This window comes from Actinophytocola sp., assembly GCF_035634895.1.
Classification (GTDB): Bacteria; Actinomycetota; Actinomycetes; order Mycobacteriales; family Pseudonocardiaceae; genus Actinophytocola.
Genome location: NZ_DASQCC010000282.1, coordinates 47,769 through 62,079 on the forward strand (window position 1 = coordinate 47,769; position 14,311 = coordinate 62,079).

General features: G+C 72.0%; 12 protein-coding genes. 6 read left to right on the forward strand and 6 right to left on the reverse strand.

What is annotated here, in order from left to right; genetic code table 11:
* Positions 1-42 precede the first annotated feature (42 nt).
* Positions 43-822 carry a hypothetical protein gene (locus VET29_RS43735; RefSeq protein ID WP_324933445.1) on the reverse strand — a complete coding sequence of 260 codons (780 nt, stop codon included), beginning with the start codon at positions 820-822 and terminating at the stop codon, positions 43-45.
* 64 nt (positions 823-886) lie between these two features.
* A complete protein-coding gene (locus tag VET29_RS43740) occupies positions 887-1,792 on the reverse strand; it encodes a MerR family transcriptional regulator (RefSeq protein ID WP_324933449.1) in 906 nt (301 codons plus the stop codon).
* Between the two features lie 44 nt (positions 1,793-1,836).
* On the opposite strand from VET29_RS43740, the gene VET29_RS43745 reads away from it, so the two are divergent.
* Positions 1,837-2,574 (forward strand): maleylpyruvate isomerase family mycothiol-dependent enzyme, encoded by a 738-nt coding sequence (locus VET29_RS43745; RefSeq protein WP_324933452.1) that lies wholly within the window; start codon positions 1,837-1,839, stop codon positions 2,572-2,574.
* Positions 2,575-2,581: 7 nt separating this feature from the next.
* Here the strand turns inward: VET29_RS43745 and VET29_RS43750 are convergent, their stop codons facing one another.
* Both VET29_RS43750 and VET29_RS43755 read right to left on the reverse strand, forming a co-directional pair.
* Entirely contained in the window at positions 2,582-3,796 is a 1,215-nt protein-coding gene (locus VET29_RS43750; protein ID WP_324933454.1) for a glycosyltransferase, read from the reverse strand.
* Between the two features lie 137 nt (positions 3,797-3,933).
* On the reverse strand, positions 3,934-4,836 hold the full coding sequence (locus tag VET29_RS43755; protein ID WP_414636771.1) for a LysR family transcriptional regulator: 903 nt from the start codon (positions 4,834-4,836) through the stop codon (positions 3,934-3,936).
* A gap of 88 nt (positions 4,837-4,924) precedes the next feature.
* Between VET29_RS43755 and VET29_RS43760 the strand changes: the two genes are divergently transcribed.
* Genes VET29_RS43760 through VET29_RS43770 form a run of 3 tightly spaced genes read left to right on the forward strand, consistent with a single transcriptional unit; the run spans position 4,925 to position 8,280 of the window.
* Positions 4,925-5,611: a succinate dehydrogenase cytochrome b subunit gene (locus tag VET29_RS43760; RefSeq protein WP_324933460.1), complete on the forward strand. Its 687-nt coding sequence runs from the start codon at positions 4,925-4,927 to the stop codon at positions 5,609-5,611.
* Positions 5,612-5,614: 3 nt separating this feature from the next.
* Positions 5,615-7,531, forward strand: a complete 1,917-nt coding sequence (locus tag VET29_RS43765; protein WP_324933463.1) for a fumarate reductase/succinate dehydrogenase flavoprotein subunit — start codon at positions 5,615-5,617, stop codon at positions 7,529-7,531.
* Positions 7,528-8,280, forward strand: a complete 753-nt coding sequence (locus tag VET29_RS43770) for a succinate dehydrogenase/fumarate reductase iron-sulfur subunit (protein WP_324933467.1) — start codon at positions 7,528-7,530, stop codon at positions 8,278-8,280. Before VET29_RS43765 ends, VET29_RS43770 begins: the two co-directional genes overlap by 4 nt.
* Before the next feature lie 101 nt (positions 8,281-8,381).
* Here the strand turns inward: VET29_RS43770 and VET29_RS43775 are convergent, their stop codons facing one another.
* Positions 8,382-10,445 carry a hypothetical protein gene (locus VET29_RS43775; protein WP_324933470.1) on the reverse strand — a complete coding sequence of 688 codons (2,064 nt, stop codon included), beginning with the start codon at positions 10,443-10,445 and terminating at the stop codon, positions 8,382-8,384.
* Positions 10,446-10,520: 75 nt separating this feature from the next.
* Between VET29_RS43775 and VET29_RS43780 the strand changes: the two genes are divergently transcribed.
* On the forward strand, positions 10,521-10,985 hold the full coding sequence (locus VET29_RS43780; RefSeq protein ID WP_324933473.1) for a GtrA family protein: 465 nt from the start codon (positions 10,521-10,523) through the stop codon (positions 10,983-10,985).
* 8 nt (positions 10,986-10,993) lie between these two features.
* On the opposite strand, the gene VET29_RS43785 is transcribed toward VET29_RS43780, so the two are convergent.
* On the reverse strand, positions 10,994-13,264 hold the full coding sequence (locus tag VET29_RS43785; protein WP_324933475.1) for a hypothetical protein: 2,271 nt from the start codon (positions 13,262-13,264) through the stop codon (positions 10,994-10,996).
* 132 nt (positions 13,265-13,396) lie between these two features.
* Here VET29_RS43785 and VET29_RS43790 point away from each other — a divergent pair, with 132 nt between their 5' ends.
* Positions 13,397-14,263: a hypothetical protein gene (locus tag VET29_RS43790; protein ID WP_324933479.1), complete on the forward strand. Its 867-nt coding sequence runs from the start codon at positions 13,397-13,399 to the stop codon at positions 14,261-14,263.
* Positions 14,264-14,311: the final 48 nt, after the last annotated feature.

Genomic DNA, 14,311 nt, shown 5'->3' on the forward strand with positions numbered 1-14,311 from the left:
GGCCGGGTTGATGTCCAGGTGCGGTTCCTGGGCCGCTGGAGGTCACGCGAGTGGAAGCCGATGTTGGTGCGGCTTTGCCACCTCGCCGGCCACGACCGGTTGGGCCGAGATCCGCGTGGTCAGGGTGGCCACCACGACGGCCATCACCACGTAGGCGGCGGCGAACGCCCACAGCGTGCCGGTGGCCAGCACGGCCGTCATGCCGATGAGCAGCCCGCCGCCCACCGCCGCGAGCGTGGGCCACAGCCATGCCGCGCGACGCCCCGTCAGCCGGCGGCGGACGTACCCGGCGACGCCGATCACGAGTGCGACGGCCAGGCTCCACATGGCGAGCTCGAGAGCCGCGGCGGCCGGTCGCACGACGCCCCGGGTCTCGGCACGCTCGCCGTGGGGGCCGGTGATGTCGACGACCACGGTGTCGAACATGGTCACCGTGATCTTGGCGTCGCCGGTGGTGTCGTCGGGGATGCCCAGCCGCTCGGCCTCGGTGATGGTCAGCCAGGCCATGACCGTGCCGTCGTACGGGTTGGTTGGCGTGTCGGCGGGAGCGTCCGGGACGTCGAGCCCGAGCTGCCGTTCGTACGGCTCGCCTTCGCCGTAGTCGTCCCAGGTGGTGACGACGTGGGCCGGCAGGGTGGCGAGGCAGCCGGACGACGGCGCGCCGGACGGGCAGGGCTCGGCGAACGTGTACCTCGACACGGACATCAAGGCCCCGTTGGAGAGAAACGCGGCCGCGACGGCCAGCCCCAGAACGATTACGGCGCCGACCACGGCGGTCGTCCGTCTTCTGTCGAGCACGCGAATCGACTTCGCCCCAGTCATTCGCGCAGCCTACCGGGCTTCCACGCCCGGTAGGGCCAGGTACGCACCACGCCCAACACGAAGCTCAGCTGACCGAGTGGTCCAGGGCGTCCAGCAGCCAGGTGTGCGTGACGCCGACCGGTGCGGCCTCGCCGGTGATCTCGCCGGTGAGGTGCCAGTAGCGGCGCAACCGCGGGTGCCGGTCGGCGGCGGTGCGGTGGTTCAGGGCGTGCCGGAACTCCGGGGAGTCGGCGGCGCCGAGCGCGGCGGCGTGGGCCGCGACGAACCGGTCGAGTGCGGGCCCCGGCGCCGGCCGGGCGCCGGCCGTCACCTGGGGGAACGCCAGCACGCATGCCTCGGCGACGGCGGCGTGGAGTGCGCCGAGGTCGGCGATCCGGTCGTGGTTGACGAGCGTGCTGGCCCGCAGCCGGGTGGCCATTCCCCGGTCGGCGGCCAGCAGCACCAGCTCGGCGTACGCGACGACCTGCGCCGGGGTGGGCAGCTCCGGTGGCCGCGGCGCGCTGATGTCGAGGAACATGGCCGCGGTGTCCGACGGGATCGGGCCGGTCGTCATCGGGTGCCACAGGCGCACGAGGGTGTCGTGTGCGGCGAACCCGTCCTGCACCGCGGACAGCAGTTCGAGCCGGGTGGCGCGGTCGGCCGGGGACACCTCCTCGACCGCGCGGAGCACCGAGCGCCGCCAGGCCAGCGTCGCGACCTCGCGGTCGAGCGCGGCGCGCTCGGCGGCCACGGCGTCGTCGAGCGAACGCCGGCCGGCGAGGACGTCGGTGATCGACCGCAGGCCCAACCCCAGCGCACGCAGCCGCCGGACCATGGTCAGCCGGTCGACCGTGGCCGCGTCGAACCGGCGGTGCCCGCCGGCGCTGCGCGCGGGCTCCAGGAGCCCCTCGTCGCAGTAGAAGCGGATGGTGCGCACCGGCACGCCGGTGCGACGTGCCAGGTCGCCGATCCCGAGTGTGTCTCCGGTCACCAACGGTCGAACCTCCAGCCGGCTGGAGTTCCTACGTTACGGCCATGGAGAACGCACGACTTGCCGAGGGACTGCGCGAGCACACCGCCAGGTTCGCGAAGGCGGTGGCCGGCGCCGACCCGGACGCGCCGGTGCCCACGTGTCCGGAGTGGCCGCTGCGGGTCCTGGTCGGACACATCGGCCAGGCACACCGCTGGGCGGCGAGCATCGTCGCGTCCGGACCGACCCCGGTGCCGGACCCGTTGGCGGCGGACCCCGGCGCCCCCGGGGAGTGGTCCGGCTGGCTGCACGAGGGCGCGGCGAACCTCGCCGGCGCGGTGGCGTCCGCCGGCGACCGTCCGGTGTGGACGTTCTTCGGGCCGCGGCCGGCGACGTTCTGGCTGCGCCGGATGGCCCACGACACCACCGTGCACCACGCGGACGCGGCGCTCGCCACGGGTGCCGCGTTCGAGGTCGCGCCGGACCTCGCGGCCGACGCGATCAGCGAGTGGCTGGAGGTGCTGTCCGACCCGGTCACGCCGTCGATCAAGCCGGGCTTCGACCAGCTGCGCGGCACCGGCCAGACCCTCCAGCTCCGCCCCGACACCGGCACGGGCTGGCTGATCACCCGCGTCCCCGAGGGCGTGCGGTGGGCACGTGCCACGGCCACCGCTGACGTGACGCTGACCGGTCCCGTCGACGACCTGCTGCTCGTGCTCACCCGGCGGCTGCCGGCCGGCCAGGTCACCGTCACCGGCGACCGCGGCCTGGCCGACCACTGGCTGGCACACACGGCGGCCTAGAAATCCGCTACCGGCCGGCCAGGTCGAGGAGCAGCTTCGCGGCCACCGCCGCCCCGTCGGGCCGGATCGTGCCGGCCACGGTCCTGGCCCGTGTCCGGGTCTCGGGGGCGAGGGCCGCGGCGAGCGCGGCGGACAGGGAGTCGACGGTCGGCGTGGCGCCCTCGTGTGCCACGCCGATGCCCAGCTCCGCCACGCGGGCGGCCCAGTACGGCTGGTCCGCGACCTGGGGCACGACCACCTGCGGCGCGCCGGCCCGCGCGGCCGTCGTCGTGGTGCCCGCGCCGCCGTGGTGCACGACGGCGGCCACCCGGGGGAACAGTGCCTGCTGGTTGACCTCGCCGGCCACGAAACAGTCCTCGGCGTCGTCGATCGCGGACAGGCCGGCCCAGCCGCGGGCCAGCAGGACCCGGCGGCCCCGCGCCCGGGTGGCCTCGACGGCCACCCGGGCCATGTCGGCCGCGACGTACGCGGCCATGCTGCCGAAGCCCACGTACACCGGTGGTGCACCGGCGTCCAGGAACGACGCCAGCTCGCCGGGGAGCGGGCGGTCGTCGGGCAGGAGCCATGCCCCGGTCTGCACGACGTCGAGCTCGGTCATGCCCTTCGAGGGCCACAGCACCGGATCCGCCGCCAGCCACGGCCGGCCGGTGAATACGTGGTCGCGCACGTCGGCCACCGGCGGCAGGCCGATCGCCGCCCGATGGCTGTTGAGCGCCGGACCGTACAGGTCGTTCACCCGCTGGGCGTCCTGCTTCCACAGCACCCGGAGGTCGGTCTCGTCCGCCGGGGACGGCGTGCCCGGCCGCCTCCCCGGGCGGAAGTGCCGCGAGGGCAGTCCCATGGTGTGGAAACACGCGAGCACGTAAGGGATGCCCAGCTTCTCGGCCACGTCCCGCGCGCCGGCCGGCATCAGGCCGGTCGCCAGCAGCGCGTCGCATCCCCGCGCCGCCGCGCCGAGCACCTCGAACCGCGCCGCGACCAGCTCGGGCGCGAGCCGGAACGCGGCCCGCGCGTCCGGTGGCTTCGGCCGGGCGACCACCGAACGCACCGTCGGGCCCAGCGGCACCAACGGCACGCCGGCACGGGCCAGCAGCGTCACGAAGTCCTCGTCGGGCGGCGCGGCCACCAACGCCTCCGCGCCGATCTCCCGCAACGCCACCGCGAGCCCGGCCAGCGGTTCGACATCCCCGCGCGACCCCCACGCCGTCAACAGAACACGCACTTCCGGATCCCCGTTTCCCCTGGTCACAGCCTTCCGGTCAGCAATTCTGCGGCACGACCCGGGTCTTGCCACAAGCCCCGGGGTGAGCTATATGTTGAAGTGGGAGGGGAATGGCGCGCCGCTCCTTCTGGTCGGTGCTAGTCGCGTGGCGCCTTCGTCGCGAGGTAGTCCAGCAGGACGTCGCTGAAGGCCTTGGCGGCGTTCGTCGGCGGCACGTCGGTGCGGTGGGCCAACGCGATGGTGCGGCGCAGACCCGGCGGTGCGATCGGGGTGCCACGCAGCCCCGGCCGGCCGGCGAGCACCATGCTCGGCACGATGGCCACGCCCAGCCCGGCCTCGACGAACCGCAGCACGGCGTCCATCTCGCCGCCCTCGACCGCCAGCCTCGGCTCGTAGCCCACCGCCCGGCAGGCCTGCAGGGTCGTCTCCCGCAGGTCGTAGCCGCGGCGGAACATCACCATCGGGCGGTCGCGGAGGTTGACCAACCGGATCGCCGGGCGGTTCACCAGCGGCGGGCGGTTCGCTGCCGACGCGACGACCAGGTCCTCCCTCAGCACGACCCGGGTGGTCAGCGCCGGGTCGGTGCCCTCGGGAGGGACGATGACCAGCGCCAGGTCCAGGTCGCCGTGGACCAGCGACGCGGACAGGTCCCGCGAGCCGCCCTCCTCGACCAGCAGCCGGATCCCGGGGTACCGATCGTGGTAGGTCCGGAGCACGTCGGCGAACACGCTGACGCACAGGCTCGGCGTCGCGCCCACTCGTACGCGGCCGCGCCGCAGTCCGACCAGCTCGCCAACCGCCAGGCGGGCGACGTCGACGTCGGCCAGGATGCGGTGGGCCACGGGCAGCAGTGTCTCCCCCGCCGCGGTCAGCGTCACGTTGCCGCGCACCCGGCTGAACAGCGGCGCGCCGAGATCGGCCTCCAGCCCCTGGATCTGCTTGGACAGTGAGGGCTGCGCCACACGAACCAGCTCCGCGGCCTTCGTGAAGTGCCTCGTCTCGGCGACCGCGAGGAAGTACCTGAGCTGCTGCAAGGTCAGCCGGTCGGTTCGCTCCATAGCCTGAGTCTATCGACTTCAGCGTTTCGATACATTGGACGACTCGACAGCGCGGGCCTCTACTGGCCGGGTGCTCGAAGTGACCCGGCGCGGGATCTGGTCCACCACGGTCGGCAAGAAGGCCGTGATGGGCGTGACCGGCCTGCTGATGCTGCTGTACGTCGTGGTGCACATGCTGGCGAACCTGAGGATCTTCCTCGGTCGCGACAGCATCGACTCGTACGCCGTCTGGCTGCGCACCGTCCTCGACGGCGCGCTCGGCTACGCGGGGTTCGTCTGGATCGTGCGGGTGGGCCTGGTCCTCTGCGTGGTGCTGCACATGACGGCCGCCATCCAGCTGGCGCGGCGGGCACACCGGGCCACCAGCCCGGGCGGCTACCAGCACCGCCGCAAGGTCCAGGGCAGCTACGCGGCCCGCACGATGCGTTGGGGCGGCGTGATCCTGGCGCTGTTCGTGGTCTACCACGTCCTCGACCTGACGGCCGGGGTGCTCAACCCGAACGGCGTCCACCTCGCCGTGTACGACAACGTCATCGCCGACTTCCAGCACTGGTACGTCACCCTGTTCTACGCACTCGCCGTTGTCGCGCTCGGGTTTCACATCCGGCACGGGCTGTGGAGCGCGCTGCAGTCGCTCGGCGCGTCCACCGCGGCCCGCCGGCGGCGGATCCAGGCGGTCTCGGCCGGCGTCGCGGGCGCGATCACCGTCGGCTTCCTGTCCGTTCCCTTCGCCGTGCTCACCGGATTGGTTGGATAGCACATGTACGTGACCGGTGACTCCATCGTGGACACCAAGGTTCCCGACGGTCCGATCGAGAAGCGTTGGGAGCGGCGGAGGTTCACCGCCCGGCTGGTCAACCCGGCGAACAAGCGCAAGCTGACCGTGATCGTGGTCGGCACCGGCCTCGCCGGCGGCTCGGCGGCCGCGACCCTGGCGGAGCTGGGCTACCACGTCATCTCGTTCTGCTACCAGGACAGCCCGCGCCGGGCACACAGTATCGCCGCGCAGGGCGGGATCAACGCGGCCAAGAACTACCGCAACGACGGCGACAGCGTCTTCCGGCTGTTCTACGACACGGTCAAGGGCGGCGACTTCCGGTCCCGTGAGTCCAATGTGTACCGGCTGGCCGAGGTGAGCGTCGAGATCATCGACCAGTGCGTCGCGCAGGGCGTGCCGTTCGCCCGTGAGTACGGCGGGCTGCTGGACACCCGGTCCTTCGGCGGCGCGCAGGTCGCGCGCACCTTCTACGCCCGGGGGCAGACCGGCCAGCAACTGCTGCTCGGCGCCTACCAGGCGCTGGCGAGGCAGATCCACGCCGGAGGCGTCGAGATGCACCCGAGGACCGAGATGCTGGACCTCGTCGTCGACGACGGCCGGGCACGCGGGATCGTGGCTCGCGACCTGGTCACCGGCGAGGTGACCACGCACCTGGCGGACGCGGTCGTGCTGGCCACCGGCGGCTACGGCAACGTCTTCCACCTGTCCACGAACGCGAAGGGCTGCAACGCCACCGCGATCTGGCGTGCGCACCGCCGCGGCGCGCTGTTCGCCAACCCGTGCTTCACGCAGATCCACCCGACCTGCATCCCGGTGAGCGGCACGCACCAGTCGAAGCTGACGCTGATGAGCGAGTCGCTGCGCAACGACGGGCGGGTCTGGGTGCCGCGCATCGCGGGTGACTCGCGGCAGCCGCACCAGATTCCCGAGGACGCACGCGACTACTACCTGGAGCGGATGTACCCCAGTTTCGGCAACCTCGTGCCGCGCGACATCGCGTCCCGTGCGGCCAAACACATCTGCGACTCGGGACACGGTGTCGGTCCCGGCGCGCTCGGCGTGTACCTGGACTTCGCCGACGCCATCGAACGCACGGGAAAGCCCGCCGTGGCGGCGAAGTACGGCAACCTGTTCGAGATGTACGAGCGGATCACCGGCGAGGACCCGTACCGGGTGCCGATGCGGATCTACCCGGCCGTGCACTACACGATGGGCGGCCTCTGGGTGGACTACGACCTGCAGAGCTCCATCCCGGGCCTGTTCGTCATCGGTGAGGCCAACTTCTCCGACCACGGCGCGAACCGGCTCGGTGCCTCCGCGCTGATGCAGGGCCTGGCGGACGGGTACTTCATACTTCCCAACACGATCGGCGACTACCTCGCCGACGGTCCTTTCCCGACGGTGTCCGGGGAGGCGATCGCCGGGGTGGAGAGCGACGTCCGGTCGCGGGTGGACCGTCTGTTGGCGGTGGCCGGCGACCGGTCGCCGGACGACTTCCACCGCGAGCTGGGCCAGCTCATGTGGGACCACTGCGGGATGGAACGGTCGGATTCCGGGCTGCGCAAGGCGTTGTCGCGGATCCCGTCGCTGCGTGCGGAGTTCTGGCGGCGGGTGCGTGTCCTCGGCACCGGCGACAGTCTCAACCAGTCGCTCGAGAAGGCCGGCCGGGTCGCGGACTTCCTGGAGCTGGCCGAGCTGATGTGCGTCGACGCCCTGCACCGCACGGAGTCCTGCGGAGGCCACTTCCGGACCGAGAGCCAGGCACCCGACGGCGAGGCGGCGCGGGACGACGCCGAGTTCGGCTACGTCGCCGCGTGGGAGTACGCGTCGCCGCCGGTGCTGCACCGCGAGGAGCTGCGGTTCGCCGACGTCACCCCGAGCAGGAGGAGCTACCGGTGAGGTTCACCCTGCGCATCTGGCGTCAGGACGACGAGTCCGCCGAAGGCGGCCTGCGCGAGTACACCGTGGACGACGTCACGCCGGACATGTCGTTCCTGGAGATGCTGGACGTGCTGAACGAGCGGCTGATCGCCGAGGGCGAGGAGCCGGTGGCGTTCGACCACGACTGCCGCGAGGGCATCTGCGGGATGTGCGGCATGATGATCAACGGCGTCGCGCACGGGCCGTCCCGCGCGACCACGACGTGTCAGCTGCACATGCGCGCCTTCGCCGACGGCGAGACGATCACCGTCGAGCCGTGGCGGGCACGCCCGTTCCCGGTGGTGCGGGACCTCGTCGTGGACCGTTCCGCGTTCGACCGGATCATCGAGGCGGGCGGCTACATCAGCACGCCGACCGGCAGCGCCCCGGACGCCCACGCCGTCCCGGTGCCGAAGGCCGACGCGGACACGGCGTTCGAGGCCGCGGCCTGCATTGGGTGCGGCGCGTGTGTCGCCGCCTGCCCGAACGGCTCGGCGATGCTGTTCACCGCCGCCAAGACCACGCACCTGTCCCTGCTGCCGCAGGGACAGCCGGAACGGCACGACCGCGCCCTCGACATGGTCGCCACCCACGACGACCTCGGCTTCGGCGGCTGCACCAACTCCGGAGAGTGCACCGCCGTCTGCCCCAAGGGCATCCCACTCGAGACGATCGGCCGCCTCAACCGCGACGTACTCCGCGCGGCGACACGCCCCCGACGCGACTGAGACCCGATGCGCCGACGAGCCCACACGGTACGTTACTTGGGCCATACGGCAACGCCGCCAGGGACCGCACCGTGAGGTTTCGGGTCACGCGACTCAGGACACTACGGCCAGCCGATGTCGCCCTCGATCATGCGTTGGGCGAAGGCCCGCGCCTCGTCGAGGTGCTCGGCGTGCAGGGTGGCGCGTTTGGTACGGAAGTCGTGGTCGGGGTGTTCCTTCCGGTCGGGGTCGTCCTCCAGCTCCGCCATGTCGAGGTGGGTGAGGAACCCGACCAGCTCGGGGCGTGTCGTGCTCGCCGAGACCAGGGTTTGCCTTACCCGGGCGGGAAAGCCTGCGGAGTACCGCGCGCCGTGGTACTCGTCGACGATACCGAGGAAGATCGCGTCGAGGTGGGGAAACGCGGCCTGGTCCACGACTTCGGCCGGCAGTGCCGAGCCGTACCTGCGCGCGTTGGCGTTCCAGCAGTCCTGTTCCAGGTTCAGTTCCAGCAACCGTCGCGCCGCCCGGGATCCGGCCAGTTCGACCAGGCCGTCGTCGCCGATCACGTTGTCGCGCAGGTTCAGCTCCCAGAGTTGTGGCAGTACCGTCCACGACGCGAGCGCTCGCGCCCCTCGGGAGCCGATGTTGTTGTAGGCCAGCGAGATGCCGTGCAGGTTGGGCGCTGACGCCGTCGAGGACATGGCTTCGATGTCGTCATCGTCGAGGCCGCACTCGGTGACGTCCAGCGTGCGCAATGTGCGCCAGGCCGGGGCGTTCGCGAGCTTCGCGGGCCAGGCGCCCACCGGGTTCCAGGACAGGTCGAGGGTGTCGAGCCGTTCGGCCGTCATCAGTGCCGCGACGCCGGCCACGCCCAGGCCCGTGGCCGCCAGCTTCAGGTGCGTCAGGTTCGCGGCGTTGTCCGGCGACGCCCATGCCTCCGCGCCGGCGTCACCGACCGGCTGGCAGTCAGGGCGCCCGTAGTAGGGCGAGCCACCCTTGCGGCCGCTCAGGTCGAGGTGTTCCAGCGCGGGCAGCCGTACGTCGGCCAGCAGCCGGGCTCCCTTCGTGCCCAGCCGGTTGCGGCTCAGGTCGAGGTGCCGCAGGCGTGGGAAGGCGCCGGCGAACTCCGCGGCCGTCACGTCCGTCGCGACCAGGTCCGTGAGCGCCAGCTTCTCGAAGTGGTCGGGATCGAGGCCACCGAGGACACCCGCGATGGCCGCGTCGCCGATGGGCAGCAGCTCCAGGGTCAGGTCGGTCAGCCGGCGCAGCACGTCGCTCGCGACGATCGCGTGCACGCCGCGGGCGCCGACTCCCTCGCGGCCCAGCCCCATCCGGGTGCCGCGCACCATGAGGCCACGCAGGCGTGCGAGGTCGGCCCGCGCGAAGAACGCCTCGCATGCCTCGTCGTCCTCGTCGATGACGTTGCCGAAGTACGGCTTCCACAGCGGTTGCCGGCCGTCCCGTCCGCAGCGGAAGCCGATCGCCAGGCGGTCGAGCCGGGCCAGCTCCCGGCAGGCGGCCAGCTCCCGTGCCTCGCCGGTGTCGGACACCAGCACCTCGGCGGAGCGCAGCTCCGGCACGAGGCCCGAACGCAGCAGGTGGACCAGGTCGGGTGCGCGCAGGCCCGCGTGCCGTAGCCGCCACGGCGCGCCGGCGGGCGGGCGGAACGGTGGCTTCTCGAAGTGCCACATGTCCTCGCGGGTGGTCACGAGGCTCAGGGACTCGATCCTCCCCATGGCCGGGTGGTTGGCGAGGCTCGCGACCACCTCGGCATCCCCCCGGGTCAGACCGCCGGTCCGGATGGTCCGCAGGTTCTCCCAGTGGTCCATGGTCTCGACCAGGGCCGCAAGCTGCTCGGCAGCGAACGAGCCGAGGTCGAGGCGGGTCACACCGCGTACCTCGGGCCGGGAGCGTGGGTCCGGCAGGGGCACGTCGAGGATGCCGTCGTGCGGTGTCCGCAGGTCCAGTGAGCGGACAAGTCGCCACCCCGGCCTCGGGTGTCCGGCCGCCAGCGCAGCGAGCCAGGACCAGGGCGCCTCACGCACCTCGTCGGGCCACCCGGCGAGCCGCTCCTCGCACCGTGCGACGAGGTCCGGGTCACGCGCCACGGCGCAGAGGCCACGGAACGCGAGCTTGCCGGGTGGTCCGGCCAGGATCCGGTCGATCTCGGCCTCGTAGTCGATCACGTTCGTAACCTACTCGCGGTGCCCTGGTCGGTGACGCGACACGTTCGTGTCACCTGGGCCAGAAAGATTCACGCCATGCCGACTGTCCAGACGCGCGCCGACGAACGGTTCGCCACCGCGATGGCCGTGGTGGTCGGCCGCCTGCCCTGGGGTCTCGCGCGGGTCGTGCCGCCGAGCCTGGCCGGGTTCGCGGTCATCAACGGGTTCACCTTCGGCGTGGACATCGTGTTGCTCAGCGTCCTGCACTCGGTGGCGGGCCTGCCGCTGTGGCTGTCGGTCAGCACCGCTTACGCCTGCGCGTTCGGGCTGAGCTACCTCCTCAACCGGGTGGTCAACTTCCGCTCACACGCACCGGCAGCGCCGCAGGTCGCGGTGTACGCGGCGGTGGTCGTCGTCAACTACCTCGTCTGGATCCTCGGTGTCGGCGCCGGCCTGACCCTGCTCGGCGTGGACTACCGCGTCGCGCGGGTGGTCGCCGGCGGGTGCGAGGCCGTCTACATGTACTGCGCCATGCGCTGGGTCGTGTTCCGCCGGCGTTGACGGGTGCCTCACTTCCCGCCCGCCCGCTTCTTCGCCGCGCCGGCCCGCCGTTCGGTCCGGGCCCGCAGCCGGGTGGCCTCCTGCTCGGCGTGGTGGCTCACGAGACGCTGGGCCAGCACGGGGTGGCCCTTGCGGACCTCCTCGTGCCGCACCCAGTGCACGCTCGCCGTCAGGTCCTCGCCGAACGCCTCCGGGTTCTGGTAGAAGCCGCGCTCGCTCTCGGGCTTGTCCGCCTCCACGACCAGGTCGTGCGTCTTCGCCCACGCGTCCTGACGGATGCCGGTGACCAGCCAGGAGACCTCGAGGCCGGCACTCCCGCCCGCGATGGCGAAGGCGTTGTCCGTCAGCTTCTCCGCGATGTACACGCCTGCCTGACCACCGACGCAGGTGAGCTGGTAGCGGAAGTCGGTGGCGAGCGCCTCGACCCAGTCCGGCAGGGTCACGGTGGCCCTGCCGTCCTTGCCGCAGGTGACGTTGCCGCTGTAGACCACGGCCCGCTCGTCCGACTCGACGGTGGCGTGCGCGAGGGTGCGGTTCTTCGGGTCGCGAGGGTGGTCGATGACGAACCGCTTGTCGGTGGCCGTGAAGGTCCCGGTTACGGAGACGGCGCCGCTGAACGTGGCGGCCTGGGTACCCGAGGCGAACAGGGCGTTCCCTCGGCCGAAGATCTGCACCGCGTTCACGTCGTTGCCGCTGAACGTGCAGATGGCCGAGCCCGAGGACGCGCTCGTCACCGACAGCGAGGCAGTGCTGTTCCCGGTGGCGGCCAGGCTCAGGCCGTTCGAGGAGAAGGCGGCGACCGAGGACACGTTGAAGTTGCCGGGAATGGTGACCGCGCCGGTGTCGCCGTCGATGCCGAGCCGGAGCTGCCACGCCCGCGTGTTGGCCCTCGTGGTGGTGTAGACGTTGAAGCGGCTCTGCCCGGGGTTGTCGTCCATCTCGAGGGTGACGGCCGGCCGGTTCGTGTCGATGTAGGACCAGTCGCTGTTCGAGTCGTTGTGGTAGCCGTTGTACGACAGGCTGCTCCACGTCGTGTTCCCGCTGAGGAACAGCATGTTCTGCCGGACACCGCTGTTCGCGGTGACGTGCAGGGCGTGGCTGGGGGTCGCGGTGCCCTGCCCGATCCGCCCGTTGACCGCGTCCACCGTGATCGGCTCGGTGCCGTCGGTGCGGCGGGCCACGATGGTGTTGGCGGTCAGCGCCAGCTTGCCGATGCCGCCGCCGATCGCGCCCAGCTCCAACGACGCGCCCGCCGGCCCCGCCGACAGCCGTAGGCCGCCCGCGTTGGACCCGATGGTGAGGCGGTCGGCACCCGACCAGAGACGCGCGCCGCCGTCCGCTGCGTACCAGGTCCAGCGTTCGCCCGCCGTCGGGTTCTCCACGAACGCGCCGGTGGTCCGACTGGCGAAGGAGAACCCACCGGTGGGCCCGCCACTGTGGACCTCGTTGCCCTCCACGTGCAGAACCCGGCGCGGCGGCGTGCCATGCAGGCCGACCCCCACACTGCCGCTGCTCGGCTGCAACGCCAGGTTCCCGTCCGCCGCCAGCACCGGCTGCACGGTTCCGTTGGACGCCAGCAGGTTCAACGCCACCCCACCACCGTCGGTGGCACGCAGTTCCCCGGCCGGCAACTGGTCGACCGTCGCGGGCGGCCCGGCGGTCGCCCGCGGGCGACGCAGCTCCACCCGCCCCGCGGGGATCCCGGCCGACCGGCGGTGCTCCGCGGTCAGCGCCGCGACCTGACTCTGGTCCCCCAGGATCACGTGTGCCAGCACCACCTGCTCCCCCGTGTCCGGCACCTCCGCCGCCAGCTGGAGCCGCAGCCACGGCGCGTGGATCAACGTGGGCGCGTTCCCGGTCGAGCTGGGGTCGACGACCTCTCGCCACGTGACGGTCAGGTACCGGTCCCCGGTCAGGCCGGCACTCGACACCACCACGCCGTCCGCGGTCACCGGCACCGTCGGCACGTTCATGACCTGGGTGGGGTCGACCGTCGGGTCGGTGATCGCGAACCCACCCACCGCCAGCGAGATGAGACGGCCGGCCGAGTCCGCCGCCACGCCGGGCATGACCGTCAGGCTGGTCGGGGTCGGCGCACCCGTCACGGACAGCCCCTCGGCCACGCCCCAGGAGTGGAACGACGAGAAGCCGATCTGGTCGTGGCGCATCAGATACGACTCCACGTCGACCAGGCTCTCGCCGTGTGACGTGGCACCCGTGCGCACCGTGTTGGTACTCGTGTTCATGTACTCGGTGCGCACCAGGGGCAAACTCGTCATCTCTCACTCCTCGTCGGCCGGCGACTCCCGAGCGCACGGTGGCAGAACCGGTTCGCAATCCGTCGACAATCCGTGGACAACCGGCCGGACCGCCGACTGGTGCCCGGCGGCCGAGCCCGGTACAACCGGTGTATGCCCGAGCGTGTCGACCCGCACACCGCGGTGACGCGTGAGCTGCTGGTTCGCTACCTGGACGCGTGGACGCCGGCCGTGCTGCGGTCACCACGCGGCGCCACCTACGTCGAGGCCGGCAGCGCCGACTTCGCCGCGTCCGCGCTGCGTGTGTTCGGCGAGTTCGCCGACCGGCTCGCCGGCCACAGCCTGGACGTCGTGCTCCTGTGTACCGGCGCGCTCCGGGAGCCGGACATCCCGCCGGGACTGTCGCTACGGTCCGTCGACGACCCCGCGGACCTGACCGTGGCCGGCCCGGTGCTGGCGCACCTCGACGTCCTCGCCGGCACGCTCGACGAGCCGGCCGTGTGGCGGCTGGTCACGGCCCTGGGGCCGGGCAGGGCACGGGAGGTGCTGGTCACGCTGCCGCCGGCCACCACCGCGGAGGTCGCCGGCCACCGGACGCGACTGCGGGAGGCCGGCCTGCCGTGCGCGGTCACCGTGGAGCTCGCCGACGACGCCGGACACACCCAGCTGCTGCTGTTCGCCACCGACAGCGACAAGCACCTCACGACGTTCAAGAACGAACTCTGGGCCGCCGACGAGTTCGCCGGCATCCGCTACCGGGACCCCCACGACCCCGAGCACACGATGATCGACATCTCCCTCAACCCGCAGTTGCTGCCGCTGCGCCGCGTACTGCTCGACGAGCTCGCGAGGCGCGGCACCCGCACGGTCGCCGACCTCCAGCGACACACCCTCCACGAAACCATCTACCGCCCGACCGACACGATCGATGTGCTGACCGTGGCGGCCACCGCGGGCGCCATTACCCGCGAGCCGCCGAAAGGTCGCATGTCGCCACGGACGGTCGTGCGCAAACCGTAGAAAGCTCGGGCGACGCAACCTGAAAGACGCGCCTTCGCCGGGCATTCG

Bases quoted from the DNA above. Each gene is read 5' to 3' on its own strand.
- VET29_RS43765 (WP_324933463.1), top strand. From the start codon at position 5,615: ATGTACGTGACCGGTGACTCCATCGTGGACACCAAGGTTCCCGACGGT.
- VET29_RS43785 (WP_324933475.1), bottom strand. From the start codon at position 13,264: ATGACGAGTTTGCCCCTGGTGCGCACCGAGTACATGAACACGAGTACC.
- VET29_RS43735 (WP_324933445.1), bottom strand. From the start codon at position 822: ATGACTGGGGCGAAGTCGATTCGCGTGCTCGACAGAAGACGGACGACC.
- VET29_RS43780 (WP_324933473.1), top strand. From the start codon at position 10,521: ATGCCGACTGTCCAGACGCGCGCCGACGAACGGTTCGCCACCGCGATG.
- VET29_RS43745 (WP_324933452.1), top strand. From the start codon at position 1,837: ATGGAGAACGCACGACTTGCCGAGGGACTGCGCGAGCACACCGCCAGG.
- VET29_RS43790 (WP_324933479.1), top strand. From the start codon at position 13,397: ATGCCCGAGCGTGTCGACCCGCACACCGCGGTGACGCGTGAGCTGCTG.